The organism is Enterobacter sp. 940_PEND, assembly GCF_001059415.1.
Lineage (GTDB): Bacteria > Pseudomonadota > Gammaproteobacteria > Enterobacterales > Enterobacteriaceae > Enterobacter > Enterobacter cloacae_M.
On record NZ_JUMS01000117.1, the window covers coordinates 18,334 to 36,003 of the forward strand.

Genomic DNA, 17,670 nt, shown 5'->3' on the forward strand with positions numbered 1-17,670 from the left:
TTAATTATGCGATTACGCCACGTTGTTTACAGCCAGGATGTGACCCATGAGCACTTTGCCCTCTGTCGTGAGTCGGTTTGTTGAGTACTACGCCGCACTGGATAGCCAGCCGCCGTCCGCGCTGGTGGGGCTTTACCATTCGAATGCCACGCTTATCGATCCGTTTGGCGAGCATGACGGGATTTTCGCGCTTCAGCGCTATTTCACCCATCTGCTGGCCAACGTCGAGCATTGCCGTTTTACCATCGATACGCCGCTGTGCAGCGGGAACCGGTTTGCTGTGACCTGGGTAATGCACTGGTCGCATCCGCGCATTGCCGGGGGAGAGCCGCTCGAACTGCCGGGATGTTCGGTGGTGGACACGGAAAGCGATCTCATCACGCGTCAGCGGGACTATTACGATGCGGGAGAGATGATCTACGAACATCTTCCTCTGCTTGGCTGGGCGGTACGCGGTGTGAAGCGGAGGGTCAAATCATGAAAACGGTACTGATCACCGGTGCAAGCTCGGGGATTGGCGCCGGGCTGGCGAAATCCTTTGCCGCTGACGGCTACCATGTGATTGCCTGCGGTCGCGATCGGGCGCGCCTCGACGCGCTGCGCCAGATCTGCCCCAATCTCACCGTTCGCCTGTTCGATATGACCGACAGGGACGCCTGCCGCCAGGCGCTGACCGGCTGCTATGCCGATCTGATTATTCTCTGCGCCGGCACCTGCGAATACCTCGATGGGGGCGTGGTGGATGCGGCGCTGGTGGAGCGGGTGATGGCGACAAATTTCCTCGGACCGGTGAACTGTCTTGACGCGCTGCAGCCGCAGCTGGCCTCTGGCAACCGCGTGGTGCTGGTGAGCTCCATGGCCCACTGGCTGCCTTTTCCACGGGCAGAGGCATACGGCGCGTCCAAAGCGGCCCTGAGCTGGTTCGCCGAGAGTCTGCGCCTGGACTGGGAGCCCAAAGGTATTGCCGTCACGGTGGTTTCTCCCGGCTTTGTTGATACGCCGCTGACGCGCAAAAACGATTTTGCCATGCCGGGCAGGGTGAGCGTTGACGAGGCGGTCAAGGCGATCCGTACCGGACTGGCGGCAGAGAAAATGCATATCGCGTTCCCCGCCGGGTTCGGCTTTATTTTGCGTGCGCTCTCCGGATTACCGGCATTTCTTCAGCGCGCGCTGCTGCGCAGGATGGTGCGTTCATGAACATCGCAATTATCGGCAGCGGCATCGCCGGGCTAACCTGCGCCTGGCGCCTGGCCGGGCACCATCAGGTGACCTTGTTTGAAGCGGGCGCCACGCCCGGCGGCCATACCGCAACGGTTGACGTCTCAACGCCGCAGGGTACATACGCGATTGATACCGGGTTTATCGTCTACAACGATCGCACCTATCCGCGCTTTATGGGTCTGCTCAGCGAGCTGGGCATCAGCGGGCAAAAAACGCAGATGAGCTTTTCGGTGCACAACCCGGCGACGGGGCTGGAGTACAACGGTCACACCCTGACGTCGCTGTTTGCCCAGCGCCGAAACCTGGTGAATCCGGCATTCTGGCGGCTGCTGGGCGAGATCGTACGCTTTAACCGCCTGGCAAAACAGGCGCTGGACGGGGAGGTGGATCCGAACGCCACGCTGCAAACGTTTCTGGAACAGCACGGCTTCACGCCGTTTTTGGCGCGCCACTACATTCTGCCGATGGGCGCCGCGATCTGGTCCTCGTCGCTGCAGGAGATGAAGCGTTTCCCGCTGCCGCTTTTCTTACGTTTCTTCCAGAACCACGGGCTGCTGGATATCACCCATCGCCCGCAGTGGTACGTGGTGCCGGGCGGCTCGCGGGAGTATATCCGCGCCATGCTCGACAAGCTGGGCGACCGTCTGAATCTGCGTCTCAATTCACCGGTGCAGCGGGTGAGCCGCCACGAGCACGGGGTTACGCTCCAGCTTGAAAACGGCAGCCATACCTTCGATCGGGTGATTTTTGCCTGCCACTCCGCCAGCGCTCTGGCGATGCTTGATGACCCGACGCCCGCAGAGCGCGAGGTGCTGGGCGATATCGGCTGGCAGCGCAACGAGGTCGTTTTACACAGCGATCCGCGCTGGCTGCCGGTGCGGCAGCGCGCGTGGGCCAGCTGGAACTACCGTCTGAGCGAGCAGGAGCAGGCCAGCGCCTGCGTCACCTACAACATGAACATCCTGCAGGGGCTGCCTGCGGGCAGTCCGCTGTTCTGCGTTACCCTCAACCCGGACGCGCCTGTAGATGAACGCTTCGTTGTGCAACGCTTTGTCTATGAACATCCGCTGTTTAACCCGCAAAGCTGGCGGGCGCAGGCGCGGCGCGGCGAGATCAACGGTCACAACCGGAGCTGGTACTGCGGGGCTTACTGGTACAACGGCTTTCATGAAGATGGCGTGCGCAGCGCGCTGGACGTGGTCAACGCGATAGCGGCCGGAGAGGGGAACTGAGATGAACAGCTGCCTCTACCACGGCGTGTTACGCCACCGCCGCCTTCAGCCGAAAACCCACGAATTCAGCTACAGCGTCTTTATGGCCTGGCTGGATCTCGATGAACTGCCGCAGCTCTCGTCCGTCGGCGTGCGGCGCAATCGCTTTGCCGCCGCTTCGTTTCACGATGCGGACTACCCGCTCGGTACGCCGCTCAAAGAAAACGTGCTGAGCAGGCTGGAGAGCCTGACCGGGGAACGTCCGGACGGGCGGGTCATGCTCCTGACGCAGCTGCGCTATTTCGGCTTTCATTTCAATCCGGTCAACTTTTACTACTGCTACGACGGGAAGGGGACGCTGCGCTGGGTGCTGGCGGAGGTCCGCAACACGCCGTGGAATGAACGTCATTACTATGCCGTCAACGGACAGGATGCGCAGCCCACGGAAAAAGCGTTTCACGTTTCCCCCTTCAACCCGATGGACATGATCTACCACTGGCGCTTTAACGACCCGGATAACACGCTGCATATGCACATTGAAAATCATCAGGAAGCGAAGGTCTTTGACGCCACGCTCGCGCTGCGCCGGGAGCCTTTGACGCGCCCCGCGCTGCGCTCGCTGTTGCTGCGCATTCCGCTCATGACCCTGAAAACCGTTTTTGCCATTTACTGGCAGGCGCTGCGCCTGTGGCTCAAGCGCGTGCCGCTGTATAACCATCCCGTCAGCAGGAGTGAACGCTCATGACCGATCCCGTCTTTGCGTTAGAACCCGATATTCCGCGCAACGTCCGCATCGCGCGATGGCTGCTGTTTCGTCTGTTAAGCGGTATCCGCGGCGGCTCGCTCACGCTGCGTGAAGGGGCGCAGACCTTTCATTTTGGCGAGACGTCCTCCGCGCTGCATGCGGATGTGCAAATTCTTTCTCCCGGCGTCTACTGGCGCGTGTTAACGGGCGGGAGCCTTGCTGCGGCAGAGGCCTGGATGGATGGCGAATGGGAAACCGCGAACCTGACGCCGCTTCTGGAGCTGCTCGCGCTCAACGGCGAGGTGCTTGGTCGTCTGGAAAACGGCTTCCGTCTGCTCGGCAGGCCGCTGGAGCGGATACGTCACTGGACGCGGCGTAACTCCCGCGCGCAGGCGCGCGAAAATATTGCCGCCCATTACGATCTGGGCAATACATTTTATGCCCATTTTCTGGATAAAGAGCTGCTCTATTCCAGCGCGCTGTTTACGGCTGACGAGCAGGATCTCACGGCGGCTCAGCGGGCCAAAATGGCGCGCCTGTGTGACCAGCTGGCGCTGAACCCGGGCGATCATCTGCTGGAAATTGGCACCGGCTGGGGCGCGATGGCGGAATACGCGGCCCGTCATTACGGCTGTCGGGTGACCACCACCACGCTGTCGCAGGAGCAATATAGCTGGGCGACCGAGCGGATCGCCCGCGCCGGGTTGCAGGATCGCGTTGAGGTGCTGCTCTGCGACTATCGCGACCTCACCGGACAGTACGACAAGCTGGTCTCAATAGAGATGATTGAAGCCGTCGGGCAACGCTATCTGCCCACGTTCTTCCGGACCTGTCAGGCGCGGCTGCGCCCCGGAGGGCGGATGGCGATTCAGGCCATCACCATTCAGGACCAGCGCTATCGCGACTACAGCAAAAGCGTCGATTTTATCCAGCGCTACATTTTTCCCGGTGGCTTCCTGCCGAGCATTACCGCGATGAACGAGCTGATGACGCGCCACACCGATTTCGTGGTGCGCAATCTCTTCGACATGGGGCCGGACTACGCCCGCACGCTGGCCCACTGGCGGCAGCGCTTTGTCCACGCCTGGCAGGAGATTGAAAAGCTCGGCTTCGATGAACGTTTCCGCCGCATGTGGCTGTACTATTTTGGCTACTGCGAAGCCGGGTTTAACGCCCGCACCATTAGCGTGGTGCAGCTGACCGCCGAGCGCGTATGAGACGTCATATTCAGGTCTTCCTGCTGGCCGTCGCGTTCGATCTCTACTGGGCGCTGGTGGTGCTCTTTCGCGAACAGGGCCTGATTATCTGGATCGCTCTGGCGATCCTGGCGTGCCTGCTGTTGCCGCCTGTATACCGTTTTTACGCCATTGGTCTGGCGGCGGCGGGCAGCCTGCTGGATACGCTCTGGGCGCTGACGGGGCTGATTGCCTTCACGAGCGACTCCCTGATGCCGCTCTGGATGGTGGCACTGTGGCTGATGTTCGCCACCGTCTGGACGCAGCTGACGCGCACCACCACGCTACCCGGCTGGCTGCTGACCCTGCTGGCCGCCGTGGGCGGGCCGGTGGCGTACCTGATTGGCGAGCGGCTGGGAGCCATCACATTTCTGGAGCCGACCTTTATCGTCGTGAGCTGGATGGCGCCGGGCTGGCTGGTGTTGATGCTGTTTTTCCACCTGCTGATGGGGAGACAAAAATGAGATCTGTGGTTTTGCTGCTTTGGCTGACGCTGGTTGTTCCGGTTGCCCAGGCCGCCGACTGGCTTGCCTGGCGGAAGGTGGGTGACGCCACGCTCACCTGGGGTCCGTTCACGGTCTATACCTCTCAGCTGCGCACCCCGGACGGGCGTTACGGTCGGGATAATCAGGATCAGGCGCTGATTATTACCTATGCGCGGGACATCGATCGCGATGATCTGGTTGAGGCGACCCGCGACCAGTGGCAAGCGCAGGGGATTCTGGCGCAGGAGCCTCAAAGCGAAGCCTGGCTGCGGATGCTCCAGTCCCTTTGGCCGGACGTCCGCCCGGGCTCACAGCTGGCGTTTGTTCTCAACGATAAGCAGGGACAGTTCTGGTATCGCGCGTCAGCGGCGCAAACATCGTTTATTCCACTTGGACCGCGTCAGTCGGAAGCGTTCAGCACCCGTTTTCTGGCCATCTGGCTCGATCCCCGCACGCAATATCCTGAGCTGCGTCAGCAGTTAATCGGAGGCCAAAAATGAAACGTATCCTGATGATGGCGCTGGCATTCACGATGCTGCTGGCGGGCTGTAGCACTGAAGTGACCGAGTATCGCCAGCAGGAGCCGCGGCTTGATATCTTCCACTACTTCCAGGGCAAAACCGAAGCGTGGGGGATGGTGCAGGATCGCAGCGGCAAGCAGATCCGCCGCTTTCACGTTGAGATTGCCGGGGACGTTATCGGCGATACGCTGACGCTCAACGAGCACTTCGTTTACGACGACGGCGAGAAGCAGCAGCGGGTCTGGCACATCCGCCGCGTGGGGAACGATCGCTACGAGGGTACGGCAGGGGATATTGAAGGGGTTGCCACGGGACAGTCCGCAGGCAACGCCTTTAACTGGCATTACAGCATGAACGTGAAGGCCAACGGCAGCACCTGGCTACTGAACTTCGACGACTGGATGTACCTGCAGGATGAGACGCATCTGTTTAATAAAACCGAGATGAAGAAATTTGGCGTCACCGTCGCCACGGTGACGCTGTTTTTCACCCGGAAGACGTAAGCTTAGTCGCGAACATTGCCGGTTTTGCTGCTGGAGTAAATGAAGCACAGGGCAATCCCCAGGCAAGCCACCGCGCCCAGACGGCTCGGCGAAAACGGAATAGCGGGATTGTTTAACCAGCCAAAGTTATCAATTAGCATACTCATGGCGAGCTGGCCGAAGATCACCGCCACCGTAGCGACGGCGGTGCCGATGCGCTGCACCGCCACGACCATGATCACAATGTAAGGCACGCCGAACATCGCCCCGAGGAGCTGCCATTTCGGCACGTCCAGCAGCGTGACCGCCTGCTTAGGCTCAAAGAAGAAAATGAGCAGGGCGGTCACCAGCGCGCCGACGGAAAATGTCAGAAACGCGCTTTTGAAAACGCCCACGCTGCTGCCGAGCTGCCCGTTAATCGCGGCCTGAATGCTCAGCGTTGCGCCGCCGCAGACGGCCAGAAGAATCATTATCAGCGTCATATCATCACCCCTGTGCGACCAGAACCAGTGCCGCAATAATAAAAACCAGCGCCACGATACGTTTTGCGTTTATCTTCCTGTGCGGCGTACCCAGCAGGCCAAAGTGGTCAATGATCAGGCTTTTAAAAACCTGACCAGCCAGAATGCCAATCATCGTCAGAGCGATGCCGATGGTCGGCGTGGCGATAGTCAGAATGACCACGTAAACAGGGCCGAGCACGCCGCCGAGCAGCTGCCAGCCGGGCTGGGCGAAAAACGACGGGCTGTTACGCGGGCTGAAAAACAGCATCAGCAGAAACGTCAGCGCGGCGCCGACGCCAAAAATGCTGAACGTCGCCCATAAATCGCCCACTTCTCCCCCTAATGGCCCCAGCAGCCCCGCCTCGACGGAGAGGCCCATCCCGCCGGCAATCACCAGTAAAATCAAAATAAACTGCATTACGCATCCTCCGTTTTCAGGCGAAGAAGATTACGTCGGTAGACCCGTGAGAAAAATGCCATAATGCAGGAAACACCTTTGCAGGAAATGCATTAATGTCAGATGCCGGAAGCATGAACCTTCGCTCACTGCTGCTGTTTATTGCCGTCTATGAAACGCAGAACTTTTCCGTCGTCGCGCGACGAGAAGGAATTTCTGCCTCGCAGGTGTCGCGCATTGTTCATCAGCTTGAGGACGCGCTCGGCCAGCAGCTGTTCTATCGCAATACCCGGGCGGTGATCCCTACGGAAAGCGGGCATCTGTTTATCCGCTATGCCCGGGCGATGGTCGATAACTTCGAAGAGGCGCGTCGGGAGCTGGACGAACGTTCGACCGAACCCTCCGGCACGGTTCGCATAAATGGGCCGGTATTTTTTGGACAGAGACACGTTGCGCCCGGACTGGCTGGTCTGGCCGAGCGTTATCCACGGTTAACCATTGAGCTGACGCTGACCGATGACTTTATCGACCCGCACCGGGATGCCGCCGATCTCATCTTCCGCATCGGCACGCTGACGGATTCGACGTTCCACGCCGTGTTTTTGGGCAGCAGCGCTACCACCTTGCCGCGTCGCCCGCGTATCTGCGTCAACACGGCATTCCGGCCGACCCGACCGAACTGAGCCAGCACAAATGTCTGGTCTATCGCGGTTCGTCCGGGCCTAACCGCTGGCTCGTGCGTCGCAAAGGGGAAAATTGGGTGCATTATCCCGTCGCGCCGCTGATGACGTCCAATAATGCGGAGTCGCTGCTCATTGCCGCGCTGGGTGGGATGGGGATCGTCCTGTTTCCGGACTGGCTGATTGGCGACAGGCTGAAGCGGGGGGAGCTGGTTGCCCTTATGCCGGAAATGACGTGCGCCATCAACACGGAGCAACTTAATATTGCGGCGATCTATCCTAACGCACGTCATCCGCCCCTGAACGTCAGGGCGGTGATAGATTATTACGTGGCGTTTTTCGGCACGCCGCTCTACTGGCAAACGTAAGGGATTACGCGCCGAGCTCCTTGCGGATAATCTCTGCGCCGGCGCTGAGTGCTTTCAGCTTGCCGTTAGCCACCTGGCGTGAAAGCGGGGCCATGCCGCAATTGGTTGACGGGTAAAGCTTGTCGGCATCGACGAACTGCAGCGCTTTACGCAGCGTATCGGCGACTTCCTCCGGCGTTTCAACGGCGTTGGTTGCCACATCAATCGCGCCGACCATCACCTTTTTACCGCGGATCAGCTCCAGCAGATCCATCGGCACGCGGGAGTTGTGGCACTCCAGTGAGATGATGTCGATATTAGAGGTCTGCAGCTTAGGGAAGGCCTCTTCGTACTGGCGCCACTCTGAGCCGAGCGTTTTTTTCCAGTCGGTATTGGCTTTGATGCCGTAGCCGTAGCAGATGTGTACCGCGGTTTCGCACTTCAGCCCTTCAATGGCGCGCTCCAGCGCGGCGATACCCCAGTCGTTCACCTCGTCAAAAAAGACGTTAAATGCCGGTTCATCAAACTGGATAATATCCACGCCTGCGGCCTCTAACTCACGCGCTTCCTGATTGAGGATTTTGGCGAATTCCCAGGCCAGCTTTTCGCGGCTTTTATAGTGGGCGTCGTAAAGGGTGTCGATCATGGTCATCGGCCCGGGCAGGGCCCATTTGATCGGCTTGTCCGTGAGCTGACGCAGGTATTTCGCATCGTCCACGAATACCGGTTTCTGACGCGCAACGGCAGAAACCACGGTCGGCACGCTGGCGTCGTAGCGGTTACGAATGCGCACCGTCTGGCGATTTTCAAAATCCACACCGCTCAGGTGTTCAATAAAGGTAGTGACGAAGTGCTGGCGGGTCTGTTCCCCGTCGCTGACGATATCGATACCCGCGCGGATCTGCTCATCCAGGGACAGGCGCAGCGCGTCCTGTTTACCCGCCAGGAGTTCCTGATCCTGTAATTTCCAGGGGGACCAGAGCGTTTCAGGTTGCGCAAGCCAGGTCGGCTTAGGCAGGCTGCCAGCCGTTGAAGTCGGGAGCAATGTTTTCATAATAAAAGACCTTTTTTGATGAATTAAAGCGTGTAGTTATCAGACCACTGCTCAAGAATGTGTTGGTAAGGCTTAATGAAGTATTCTTCGGTAAAGCGACCCTGTTCAATCGCCAGTCGGCTACGCTCTTCCCGGTCATAAACAATTTTGGTTAAGGAGTGATCCTGCTGGTTCAGATCCGGTCGGTAGCACAGTCCCGCCGCCGAGTTTGCGTTATAAATTTCCGGGCGATAGATTTTCTGGAACGTCTCCATCGTGCTGATGGTGGCAATCAGCTCCAGATCGGTGTAGTCACTCAGCAAATCCCCGGTAAAGAAGAACGCGAACGGCGCCACGCTGTTTTCCGGCATGAAATAGCGAACCTTCAGGCCCATCTTCGCGAAGTACTGTTCCGTCAGCGACTCGCCATCCGGCTGATATTCAATGCCCAGCACAGGATGCTGGTTACCGGTGCGGCGATACGTATCTTTGCTGGAGACGCTCAGGCAGATCACCGGACCCTTGCTGAAGTTCTCTTTGTATTCCGGCGAATTCACAAAGTGGCGGAAAATATTGCCGTGCAGTTCGCCAAACTTTTCCGGAATGCTGAAGTGCTGCTGGTTCTTGTTGTGTTCCAGCAGGCGCACGCTGAAATCATAATCCCGCACGTAAGAAGAGAAGTTATTTCCGACGATGCCAGGGATACGCTGGTTGTTTTTCTTGTCGACAATGGTGGTTTGCAGAATCTCAATGGCCGGGAACGGTTTTTCCGCGCCAATGTTCAAATCGACAGAGATAATTTCCAGCTCAACCGCGTAGCGATCGGCGTTTGGGTTATCCCAGCGCGCCAGGGCGTTAAAGCGGTTGTTGATCATCACCAGCGTATTGCGCAGGTTTTCCTGACGCTTTTCCCCGCGCGCCAGGTTGGCAAAGTTGGTGGTCGTACGCGTATTTTCTGACGGGTTGTAATTCTCATCGAAGCAACTGCGCTTAAGGGTATATGTGAAAGCTTTGCTCATTGTGGTTATGCATCCTAAGTTCATGTTGCCAAGAAGTTACCGATGCATAATTTATGCCTGAGCCCGCGGCGCAGGGGAAGTGACTTAATTTCAATGCAACATGAGCGAAGTTCATGAACAGTGTTGCGCACATGCCAGGATAGGAAGAGTAAGGGGCATCGCGCCCCTTAGCGTTATGCTGTAGGACGTTCGTTCCAGGCGTCACTGTGCATGATGTTGCCGTCGACAATGCGCCAGGTGATTTTTTCGTACTGCAGACTTACGCTTTCAACATGGTTCATTTTATTGTTGGCAGCGATCTTCACGTTCGGCACGCTGCAGTTAACACCCGTAACCTTTACGTTCTCCATCAAGACGGTGTAATAACAGACTTCCTGTCCGGCATCATTGATATGATAGAACTTTATTTCAGCGCTTTTAAGCGCCTGACCGGTAGATGCTGCTTTATAGAGATAGGGCGTGGAGCTATCAACTTCCTTTTCAATCCGCATGGATGAGTGTTGACGCGTGCCGGTGATCTTGCCGTTAGCGCTGTCTACCGGTAGGTTTAGGCCATGACTCAGCCCTATGATCTCAATGCTACCTTCACGGTCCTGAACATCAACGGAACCTTTAATATCTGCTCCACCATCGTCTTTTAGCCACATGTAGGGAGGAATTGGCATTCTTTATTTCCTTATTTTCTTGAGGAGCAGTGTTGTTAAGCGATAAATAACCGTGGCGAGGGTCAGTACAATTAAAATATCGATATTGGTATATGTGTCATATATTGTTTCAGCATTCACGTCGCCATAAATAAAATCACATATAGATGAGGCCACGTCATGATCAAGATAGCGTTCAGCGGGTCCCAATATGCGGCCTACTATAATGCTGATGCATAGAAACCAGACCGTTTTGAATAGCCTGATGCCCCATTTACGGACAAGTGTTGGTGTAGCCACTTTCAATCACCTCAACCCAGCCGCGTGCCATCAGTGAACGCATACAGGGAACCTGAATAAGTTCCGTACTCATCAGAGCATTGCGGATCAATGCGTAATCAGAATCATGGGCAATCGTGATACATCCCTCAGATAGCGTACCCGGATGCAGCCGAAACAAACCCCGATAGACGTTATCAATCCAGGTGCCATCATCGATACCCCAGTCATCCTTGTATAAAGCAAACCACTCATCGCGGCCAAATTCTGCCCCGGATCTAACCTTGTTCCACCGATCCTGAACCTTCGCTTTTAACCCCTGAAAAGAAACCTCCAGTCCCTCTGTCAACAATCCAGTATTTCCCAGGGGGAATTGGACCTGAGCCTTTAACAGCACCACATAATCCATTGTTTCTGTAAATTCCCTGCCCGGAATGGGCCATAAACACGCCAACGCCGTGCAGGTTAAAAGGCGCATAGTCAGCATCGTTAAGCAGCATTGTTCCTTTTAAGGCCATATTTTTTCCTTACTCTTTTAATAAGAGAAAAGCAGCCTACGCCTGAAGCGGGTACAGATATTCAACTCACATCATATTTATGAGTTGCTGATTTTTTTTTAAGAAAATGACCTGACATTTTTTAATCAGTCTTGCGGCCGTAACGTTAGTAAACGCTGAATAAAGAATAAACAAAGCTCAGGCGACAAAGCGCCATGCCTACTTCTCTGGCACAGGCTCCGCAATTCCCGCTATAATCCCCAAAATTTCCAATCGGTTTAGAAACAATCATGACAAAACTCACCTTACAAGAGCAGATGCTGAAAGCGGGCCTGGTCAGCAGCAAAAAAGCGGCGAAAGTGCAGCGCACGGCAAAGAAATCACGCGTTCAGGCGCGCGAGGCTCGGGAAGCGGTAGAAGAGAACAAGAAAGCGCAGATCGAGCGCGACAAGCTGCTGAGCGAGCAGCAGAAGCAGGCCGTGCTGGCGAAAGAGTTTAAGGCGCAGGTGAAGCAACTGATTGAGATGAACCGCATCACCGTGGCGAAAGGCAACATCACCTTTAACTTCACCGACGGTAATCTGATCAAAAAAATCGACGTCGACAAGCAAACTCAGGCTCAGCTGATCAACGGCCGTCTGGCGATTGCCCGTCTGGTCATCAACGCCAGCGGCGACTGTGAATACGCGATTATTCCGGCGGTGGTGGCCGATAAAATTGCCCAGCGCGATGCCGACAGCATCGTGTTAAACAGCGCGCTCAGCCAGGAAGAGCAGGACGAAGACGATCCGTACGCGGACTTCAAAATCCCTGACGATTTGATGTGGTAAACCGCATTCAGAACGGGGCGGCGTGACGGGCGTTAACCGGCTCTCCGCTCACGGGATGAATAAAATTCAACTCGCTTGCATGCAGCATCAGCCGGGGCGTTTCCTCAGCCCCCAGCGCTTCAAGACCGCCATACAGGTCGCAGCCCAGAATCGGGTGCCCCAGCTGCTGGCAGTGAATACGCAGCTGATGGGTTCGCCCGGTCTCCGGCGTCAGTATCACCCGCGTTAACGGCAGTCCCGTACCCTGATAAAAACGTTCCACGACCCGATAGCGGGAGCGGGCGGGTTTTCCGTTGATGGCGCAAATCGACATCAGCGGAAACAGCGCCGGGTCTTTGGCAATCGGCGCGTCTATTATTCCCTCGTCGTTTTCCACATGGCCGCAAAGCAGGGCGCTGTAGACCTTCTCCACGCTGCGCTGGCTGAACTGCTGGCACAGCGCCGCGTTGATGGCCTTATTGCGCGCAACCACCATTAGCCCGGACGTGCCGAAATCCAGACGGTGTACCAGCGTGCAGCCGGGGAACGTCTGGACCAGACGATAATGGACGGAATCAAGGTTTTGAGGATTTTTGCCCGAGAGGCTGAGCAGACCGGAAGGCTTATCGATCAGCAGCAGATGTTCATCCTGCCAGAGGATCTGAATGTCGTCGTGACACGGTGGGGCAATAAAAGAATCAATAATCGCTGACATCAGGCCGCCCGGCTGGAGAGTGGGAGCGGATGATAACGAAATGCGGGGAAAAGAAAAACCCTCCCACCAGGCGGTGAGAGGGTGAAGTCTTAGGCTGCTACCAGGCTGTCGATAGCGGCTTTCGCATCGGTCTGCGCTTTGGTCGCCACTTCCGGACCGTAAGCGATACCTTCAGCGAACACGAAGTTCACGTCAGTGATGCCGATGAAGCCCAGGAACAGGCTCAGGTACGGCGCAACCAGGTCGGTTGGGGTGTCTTTATGGATACCGCCACGGCTGGTCAGTACGATCGCACGCTTGCCTTTCACCAGACCTTCAGGGCCGTTCTCGGTGTAACGGAAGGTTACGCCAGCGCGCGCCACCAGGTCGAAGTAGTTCTTCAGCTGGGTAGGGATGTTGAAGTTGTACATTGGGGCGTTGATGACGATAACGTCGTGCGCCTGCAGCTCAGCAATCAGCTCGTCGGACAGGGCCAGAGCTTCCTGCTGACGTGGAGACAGCGGTGCATCGCTTGGGCGCAGCGCGCCAACCAGCTCGCCGTCCAGCACAGGAATTGGGTTTGCAGCCAGGTCACGCACGGTGATTTCGTCAGCGGAATGCTGTTCACGCCACTGTTCAACGAAGTAATCAGACAGCTGACCAGACTGAGAGTACCCTGCCAGAATACTGGATTTCAAAACTAATACTTTGCTCATGGGTGATTCCTGTTTTTGCATTTGATTGAAGGGGGTTGCCCCGTTGCTTGTTGACACTCTATTCACAATCCTGCCATAGAGATAGCGCAATATATCGAAGCCTATGTTCGAATTTTTTGAATAAGGCGCGAAAGGCGTCATTGTGGTACTCTATAGCAATCATTAAAAAGAGAGTTTATCAGGGCGTGTAGTGCCCTTTAACGCTATGACAGAACAACAAAAATTGACCTTCCCGATGCTCCTGCAACAGCTCGATTCTCTGATGCTGCGCGACAAACAGCGCTTCGCCCGCCGTCTGCACGGCGTTAAGAAGGTTAAAAATCCTGATGCTCAACAGGCCATTTACCAGGAGATGGCGAAAGAGATTGAACAGGCAGCAGGGAAAGTTGTGCTGCGCGAAACCGCGCGCCCGGCGATTACCTACCCGGAAAACCTGCCCGTCAGCCAGAAAAAACAGGACATCCTTGAGGCCGTCCGCGACCACCAGGTGGTGATTGTGGCGGGGGAAACCGGCTCGGGGAAAACCACCCAGCTGCCGAAAATCTGTATGGAGCTGGGACGCGGGCTAAAAGGGCTGATAGGCCACACCCAGCCGCGTCGACTGGCGGCACGCACCGTGGCGAACCGTATTGCCGAAGAGCTGCAGACGGAGCCGGGCGGCTGCATCGGTTACAAGGTGCGATTCAGCGACCACGTTAGCGATAACACCATGGTCAAGCTGATGACCGACGGTATTCTGCTGGCGGAAATCCAGCAGGATCGCCTGCTGATGCAGTACGACACCATCATCATTGACGAAGCGCACGAGCGCAGCCTGAACATCGACTTCCTGCTCGGCTACCTGAAAGAGCTGCTGCCGCGTCGCCCGGATCTGAAAATCATCATCACCTCCGCGACCATCGACCCTGAGCGCTTCTCAAAGCATTTCAACAATGCGCCGATTATCGAGGTGTCAGGACGCACGTATCCGGTGGAAGTGCGCTATCGTCCGATTGTGGAAGAGGCGGATGATACCGAGCGCGACCAGCTGCAGGCTATCTTCGACGCCGTTGACGAGCTGGGCAACGAAAGCGCGGGCGACATCCTGATCTTCATGAGCGGCGAACGCGAAATTCGCGATACCGCCGATGCGCTCAGCAAGCGCGACCTGCGCCACACGGAGATCCTGCCGCTTTACGCGCGCCTTTCGAACAGCGAGCAGAACCGCGTCTTCCAGCCGCACGGCGGGCGACGCATCGTTCTGGCGACCAACGTGGCGGAAACCTCGCTGACCGTACCGGGGATCAAATACGTGATCGACCCGGGCACGGCGCGCATCAGCCGCTACAGCTACCGCACGAAGGTCCAGCGGCTGCCGATTGAGCCGGTCTCCCAGGCGTCCGCTAACCAGCGTAAAGGCCGCTGCGGCCGCGTGTCGGAAGGGATCTGTATTCGTCTCTATTCCGAAGATGATTTCCTGTCGCGCCCGGAGTTTACCGACCCGGAAATTCTGCGCACCAACCTGGCGTCCGTTATCCTGCAGATGACCGCGCTGGGGCTGGGCGATATCGCCGCGTTCCCGTTCGTCGAAGCGCCGGACAAACGCAACATTCAGGACGGCGTGCGTCTGCTGGAAGAGCTCGGCGCCATTACCACCGACGAGCAGGCGACGGTCTACAAGCTGACGCCGCTGGGCCGCCAGCTCAGCCAGCTGCCGGTGGATCCGCGTCTGGCCCGTATGGTGCTGGAAGCGCAAAAGCACGGCTGCGTGCGCGAGGCGATGATCATTACCTCGGCGCTCTCCATTCAGGACCCGCGCGAGCGTCCGATGGACAAACAGCAGGCGTCTGACGAAAAGCATCGTCGCTTCCACGACAAAGAGTCCGATTTCCTCGCCTTCGTAAACCTGTGGAACTATCTCGGCGAGCAGCAGAAAGCGCTCTCCTCGAACCAGTTCCGCCGCCAGTGCCGCGTGGATTTCCTCAACTACCTGCGCGTGCGCGAGTGGCAGGATATCTACACCCAGCTGCGCCAGGTGGTGAAAGAGCTGGGCATTCCGGTCAACAGCGAGCCGGCGGAGTACCGCGAGATTCATATCGCGCTGCTGACCGGCCTGCTGTCCCACATTGGGATGAAGGACGCCGAAAAGCAGGAGTATACCGGCGCGCGCAACGCCCGTTTCTCCATCTTCCCCGGTTCCGGCCTGTTCAAAAAGCCGCCGAAATGGACCATGGTCGCGGAGCTGGTGGAAACCAGCCGCCTGTGGGGGCGCATTGCCGCGCGTATCGATCCGGAATGGGTGGAGCCGGTGGCGCAGCATCTGCTTAAGCGCTCGTACAGTGAACCGCACTGGGAGCGCGCGCAGGGCGCGGTAATGGCGACCGAGAAGGTGACCGTTTACGGCCTGCCGGTGGTTGCCGCGCGGAAGGTCAACTACAGCCAGATTGACCCGGCGCTCAGCCGCGAGCTGTTTATCCGCCACGCGCTGGTGGAGGGAGACTGGCAGACGCGCCACGTCTTCTTCCGCGAAAACCTGAAGCTGCGCGCGGAAGTGGAGGAGCTTGAGCACAAGTCCCGCCGCCGCGACATTCTGGTGGACGATGAGGCGCTGTTTGAGTTTTACGACCAGCGCATCAGCCACGATGTCATCTCCGCCCGCCACTTCGACAGCTGGTGGAAGAAGGCCAGCAAAGAGACGCCGGACCTGCTCAACTTCGAAAAGAGCATGCTGATTAAAGAGGGGGCGGAGTCGGTCAGCAAGCTCGACTACCCGAACTTCTGGCATCAGGGCAACCTCAAGCTGCGCCTGACGTATCAGTTTGAACCGGGTGCCGACGCGGATGGTGTGACCGTTCATATTCCGCTGCCGCTGCTAAACCAGGTCGATGAGGGCGGGTTTGAATGGCAAATCCCCGGCCTGCGCCGCGAGCTGGTGATTGCGCTGATTAAATCCCTGCCGAAACCGGTGCGCCGTAACTTTGTGCCTGCGCCAAACTATGCGGAAGCCTTTTTAGGCCGCGTCACGCCGCTGGAGCTGCCGCTGCTGGACGCGCTCGAGCGTGAGTTCCGACGCATGACCGGCACCACCATCGACCGTGAAGACTGGAACTGGGATCAGGTGCCCGATCACCTGAAAATCAGCTTCCGCGTGGTGGATGATAAAAACAAAAAGCTGCTGGAAGGGCGTTCGCTGAGCGAGCTGAAAGAGGCGCTGAAAGGCAAAGTTCAGGAAACGCTGTCTGCGGTGGCGGACGACGGTATCGAGCAGAGCGGGCTGCATATCTGGAGCTTTGGTCAGCTTCCGGAAAGCTACGAACAGAAGCGCGGTAACTATAAGGTCAAAGCCTGGCCTGCGCTGGTGGACGAGCGCGACAGCGTGGCGATCAAACTGTTTGATAATCCGCAGGAACAGCAGCAGATGATGTGGCGCGGGCTGCGTCGCCTGCTGCTGCTCAACATCCCGTCGCCGATCAAGTATCTGCACGAGAAGCTGCCGAACAAGGCCAAGCTCGGGCTGTACTTTAACCCGTACGGCAAGGTGCTGGATCTGATTGACGACTGCATCTCCTGCGGCGTGGACAAGCTGATCCACGAGGCGGGCGGTCCGGTCTGGACGGAAGAGGGCTTTGCTCAGCTCCATGAAAAGGTACGCGCGGAGCTGAACGACACCGTGGTGGAGATTGCCAAACAGGTCGAGCAGATCCTTACCGCCGTGTTCAATATCAACAAGCGCCTGAAGGGGCGCGTGGATATGACCATGGCGCTGGGGCTCTCAGATGTGAAGGCGCAGATGGCGGGGCTGGTCTATCGCGGCTTCGTGACCGGCAACGGCTTTAAGCGTCTGGGCGATACGCTGCGCTATCTTCAGGCGATTGAAAAACGTCTGGAAAAAATGGCTATCGACCCGCACCGCGATCGCGCGCAGATGCTGAAAGTGGAGAGCGTGCAGCAGGCGTGGCAGCAGTGGCTAAACAAGCTGCCGCCGGCGCGCCGCGAAGATGAAGACGTTCAGGCGATCCGCTGGATGATAGAGGAGCTGCGCGTCAGCTTCTTTGCCCAGCAGCTCGGTACGCCGTATCCGATTTCGGATAAGCGTATTCTGCAGGCGATGGAGCAGATTTCCGGTTAAAACTCTTGCCCGGTTTTCTCCCTCTCTCTGTGGACTGAGGAATC

18 protein-coding genes and 2 pseudogenes are annotated in these 17,670 nt (G+C 57.5%); 11 read left to right on the top strand and 9 right to left on the bottom strand.

Translation table 11 applies throughout. From position 1 onward, the window contains the following. Positions 1-46: 46 nt before the first annotated feature. Genes ADJ24_RS16620 through ADJ24_RS16655 form a run of 8 tightly spaced genes read left to right on the top strand, consistent with a single transcriptional unit; the run spans position 47 to position 5,921 of the window. Complete coding sequence (locus ADJ24_RS16620) at positions 47-481, top strand: nuclear transport factor 2 family protein (protein WP_023311616.1); 435 nt, start codon at positions 47-49, stop codon at positions 479-481. Next, on the top strand, positions 478-1,197 hold the full coding sequence (locus tag ADJ24_RS16625; protein WP_023311617.1) for an SDR family NAD(P)-dependent oxidoreductase: 720 nt from the start codon (positions 478-480) through the stop codon (positions 1,195-1,197). Before ADJ24_RS16620 ends, ADJ24_RS16625 begins: the two co-directional genes overlap by 4 nt. Further along, positions 1,194-2,453, top strand: coding sequence for an NAD(P)/FAD-dependent oxidoreductase (locus tag ADJ24_RS16630; protein WP_023311618.1), 1,260 nt, complete (start codon positions 1,194-1,196; stop codon positions 2,451-2,453). Before ADJ24_RS16625 ends, ADJ24_RS16630 begins: the two co-directional genes overlap by 4 nt. Position 2,454: 1 nt before the next feature. Beyond that, on the top strand, positions 2,455-3,177 hold the full coding sequence (locus tag ADJ24_RS16635) for a DUF1365 domain-containing protein (RefSeq protein WP_023311619.1): 723 nt from the start codon (positions 2,455-2,457) through the stop codon (positions 3,175-3,177). Further along, positions 3,174-4,394 carry an SAM-dependent methyltransferase gene (locus ADJ24_RS16640; RefSeq protein WP_023311620.1) on the top strand — a complete coding sequence of 407 codons (1,221 nt, stop codon included), beginning with the start codon at positions 3,174-3,176 and terminating at the stop codon, positions 4,392-4,394. Before ADJ24_RS16635 ends, ADJ24_RS16640 begins: the two co-directional genes overlap by 4 nt. Beyond that, entirely contained in the window at positions 4,391-4,876 is a 486-nt protein-coding gene (locus tag ADJ24_RS16645) for a DUF2878 domain-containing protein (RefSeq protein ID WP_023311621.1), read from the top strand. The genes ADJ24_RS16640 and ADJ24_RS16645 overlap by 4 nt, the downstream gene beginning before the upstream one ends. Beyond that, a complete protein-coding gene (locus ADJ24_RS16650; RefSeq protein WP_023311622.1) occupies positions 4,873-5,397 on the top strand; it encodes a hypothetical protein in 525 nt (174 codons plus the stop codon). The genes ADJ24_RS16645 and ADJ24_RS16650 overlap by 4 nt, the downstream gene beginning before the upstream one ends. Beyond that, positions 5,394-5,921, top strand: a complete 528-nt coding sequence (locus tag ADJ24_RS16655; RefSeq protein ID WP_023311623.1) for a DUF3833 domain-containing protein — start codon at positions 5,394-5,396, stop codon at positions 5,919-5,921. The genes ADJ24_RS16650 and ADJ24_RS16655 overlap by 4 nt, the downstream gene beginning before the upstream one ends. Before the next feature lie 2 nt (positions 5,922-5,923). Here ADJ24_RS16655 and ADJ24_RS16660 read toward each other — a convergent pair whose 3' ends face one another. Together ADJ24_RS16660 and ADJ24_RS16665 are read right to left on the bottom strand one after the other, a co-directional pair. Continuing rightward, entirely contained in the window at positions 5,924-6,382 is a 459-nt protein-coding gene (locus tag ADJ24_RS16660; RefSeq protein WP_023311624.1) for a DMT family transporter, read from the bottom strand. A gap of 4 nt (positions 6,383-6,386) precedes the next feature. After that, complete coding sequence (locus tag ADJ24_RS16665; RefSeq protein WP_023311625.1) at positions 6,387-6,821, bottom strand: DMT family transporter; 435 nt, start codon at positions 6,819-6,821, stop codon at positions 6,387-6,389. A 95-nt stretch (positions 6,822-6,916) separates the two neighbouring features. Between ADJ24_RS16665 and ADJ24_RS16670 the strand changes: the two are divergent. Continuing rightward, positions 6,917-7,848 (top strand): annotated as a pseudogene (locus ADJ24_RS16670) (LysR substrate-binding domain-containing protein). 4 nt (positions 7,849-7,852) lie between these two features. Here ADJ24_RS16670 and ADJ24_RS16675 read toward each other — a convergent pair. From ADJ24_RS16675 to ADJ24_RS16690, 5 genes and pseudogenes are all read right to left on the bottom strand, one after another. Further along, entirely contained in the window at positions 7,853-8,881 is a 1,029-nt protein-coding gene (locus ADJ24_RS16675) for a methionine synthase (RefSeq protein ID WP_023311627.1), read from the bottom strand. Between the two features lie 23 nt (positions 8,882-8,904). After that, the gene (locus tag ADJ24_RS16680; RefSeq protein WP_023311628.1) at positions 8,905-9,879 is read right to left on the bottom strand and encodes a DUF1852 domain-containing protein; all 975 of its coding nucleotides are present in this window, start codon (positions 9,877-9,879) and stop codon (positions 8,905-8,907) included. 173 nt (positions 9,880-10,052) lie between these two features. After that, positions 10,053-10,544 carry an Hcp family type VI secretion system effector gene (locus tag ADJ24_RS16685; protein ID WP_023311629.1) on the bottom strand — a complete coding sequence of 164 codons (492 nt, stop codon included), beginning with the start codon at positions 10,542-10,544 and terminating at the stop codon, positions 10,053-10,055. 3 nt (positions 10,545-10,547) lie between these two features. After that, the gene (locus ADJ24_RS24455) at positions 10,548-10,823 is read right to left on the bottom strand and encodes a hypothetical protein (RefSeq protein ID WP_072196664.1); all 276 of its coding nucleotides are present in this window, start codon (positions 10,821-10,823) and stop codon (positions 10,548-10,550) included. Continuing rightward, positions 10,798-11,320, bottom strand: a pseudogene (locus tag ADJ24_RS16690) (DUF2778 domain-containing protein). The gene ADJ24_RS24455 and the pseudogene ADJ24_RS16690 overlap by 26 nt, the downstream one beginning before the upstream one ends. Before the next feature lie 269 nt (positions 11,321-11,589). Here ADJ24_RS16690 and ADJ24_RS16695 point away from each other — a divergent pair. Further along, positions 11,590-12,129, top strand: coding sequence for a DUF2058 domain-containing protein (locus ADJ24_RS16695; protein ID WP_023311631.1), 540 nt, complete (start codon positions 11,590-11,592; stop codon positions 12,127-12,129). A gap of 7 nt (positions 12,130-12,136) precedes the next feature. Here the strand turns inward: ADJ24_RS16695 and ADJ24_RS16700 are convergent, their stop codons facing one another. After that, positions 12,137-12,823 (bottom strand): RluA family pseudouridine synthase, encoded by a 687-nt coding sequence (locus ADJ24_RS16700; RefSeq protein WP_023311632.1) that lies wholly within the window; start codon positions 12,821-12,823, stop codon positions 12,137-12,139. An 89-nt stretch (positions 12,824-12,912) separates the two neighbouring features. Continuing rightward, entirely contained in the window at positions 12,913-13,518 is a 606-nt protein-coding gene (azoR, locus tag ADJ24_RS16705; RefSeq protein ID WP_008502313.1) for an FMN-dependent NADH-azoreductase, read from the bottom strand. A gap of 205 nt (positions 13,519-13,723) precedes the next feature. On the opposite strand from azoR, the gene hrpA reads away from it, so the two are divergent. Next, complete coding sequence (gene hrpA, locus ADJ24_RS16710) at positions 13,724-17,626, top strand: ATP-dependent RNA helicase HrpA (protein ID WP_032668252.1); 3,903 nt, start codon at positions 13,724-13,726, stop codon at positions 17,624-17,626. The last annotated feature ends 44 nt before the right edge of the window (positions 17,627-17,670 follow it).

Bases quoted from the DNA above. Each gene is read 5' to 3' on its own strand.
- ADJ24_RS16620 (WP_023311616.1), top strand. From the start codon at position 47: ATGAGCACTTTGCCCTCTGTCGTGAGTCGGTTTGTTGAGTACTACGCC.
- ADJ24_RS16625 (WP_023311617.1), top strand. From the start codon at position 478: ATGAAAACGGTACTGATCACCGGTGCAAGCTCGGGGATTGGCGCCGGG.
- ADJ24_RS16630 (WP_023311618.1), top strand. From the start codon at position 1,194: ATGAACATCGCAATTATCGGCAGCGGCATCGCCGGGCTAACCTGCGCC.
- ADJ24_RS16635 (WP_023311619.1), top strand. From the start codon at position 2,455: ATGAACAGCTGCCTCTACCACGGCGTGTTACGCCACCGCCGCCTTCAG.
- ADJ24_RS16640 (WP_023311620.1), top strand. From the start codon at position 3,174: ATGACCGATCCCGTCTTTGCGTTAGAACCCGATATTCCGCGCAACGTC.
- ADJ24_RS16645 (WP_023311621.1), top strand. From the start codon at position 4,391: ATGAGACGTCATATTCAGGTCTTCCTGCTGGCCGTCGCGTTCGATCTC.
- ADJ24_RS16650 (WP_023311622.1), top strand. From the start codon at position 4,873: ATGAGATCTGTGGTTTTGCTGCTTTGGCTGACGCTGGTTGTTCCGGTT.
- ADJ24_RS16655 (WP_023311623.1), top strand. From the start codon at position 5,394: ATGAAACGTATCCTGATGATGGCGCTGGCATTCACGATGCTGCTGGCG.
- ADJ24_RS16660 (WP_023311624.1), bottom strand. From the start codon at position 6,382: ATGACGCTGATAATGATTCTTCTGGCCGTCTGCGGCGGCGCAACGCTG.
- ADJ24_RS16665 (WP_023311625.1), bottom strand. From the start codon at position 6,821: ATGCAGTTTATTTTGATTTTACTGGTGATTGCCGGCGGGATGGGCCTC.
- ADJ24_RS16675 (WP_023311627.1), bottom strand. From the start codon at position 8,881: ATGAAAACATTGCTCCCGACTTCAACGGCTGGCAGCCTGCCTAAGCCG.
- ADJ24_RS16680 (WP_023311628.1), bottom strand. From the start codon at position 9,879: ATGAGCAAAGCTTTCACATATACCCTTAAGCGCAGTTGCTTCGATGAG.
- ADJ24_RS16685 (WP_023311629.1), bottom strand. From the start codon at position 10,544: ATGCCAATTCCTCCCTACATGTGGCTAAAAGACGATGGTGGAGCAGAT.
- ADJ24_RS16695 (WP_023311631.1), top strand. From the start codon at position 11,590: ATGACAAAACTCACCTTACAAGAGCAGATGCTGAAAGCGGGCCTGGTC.
- ADJ24_RS16700 (WP_023311632.1), bottom strand. From the start codon at position 12,823: ATGTCAGCGATTATTGATTCTTTTATTGCCCCACCGTGTCACGACGAC.
- azoR (WP_008502313.1), bottom strand. From the start codon at position 13,518: ATGAGCAAAGTATTAGTTTTGAAATCCAGTATTCTGGCAGGGTACTCT.
- hrpA (WP_032668252.1), top strand. From the start codon at position 13,724: ATGACAGAACAACAAAAATTGACCTTCCCGATGCTCCTGCAACAGCTC.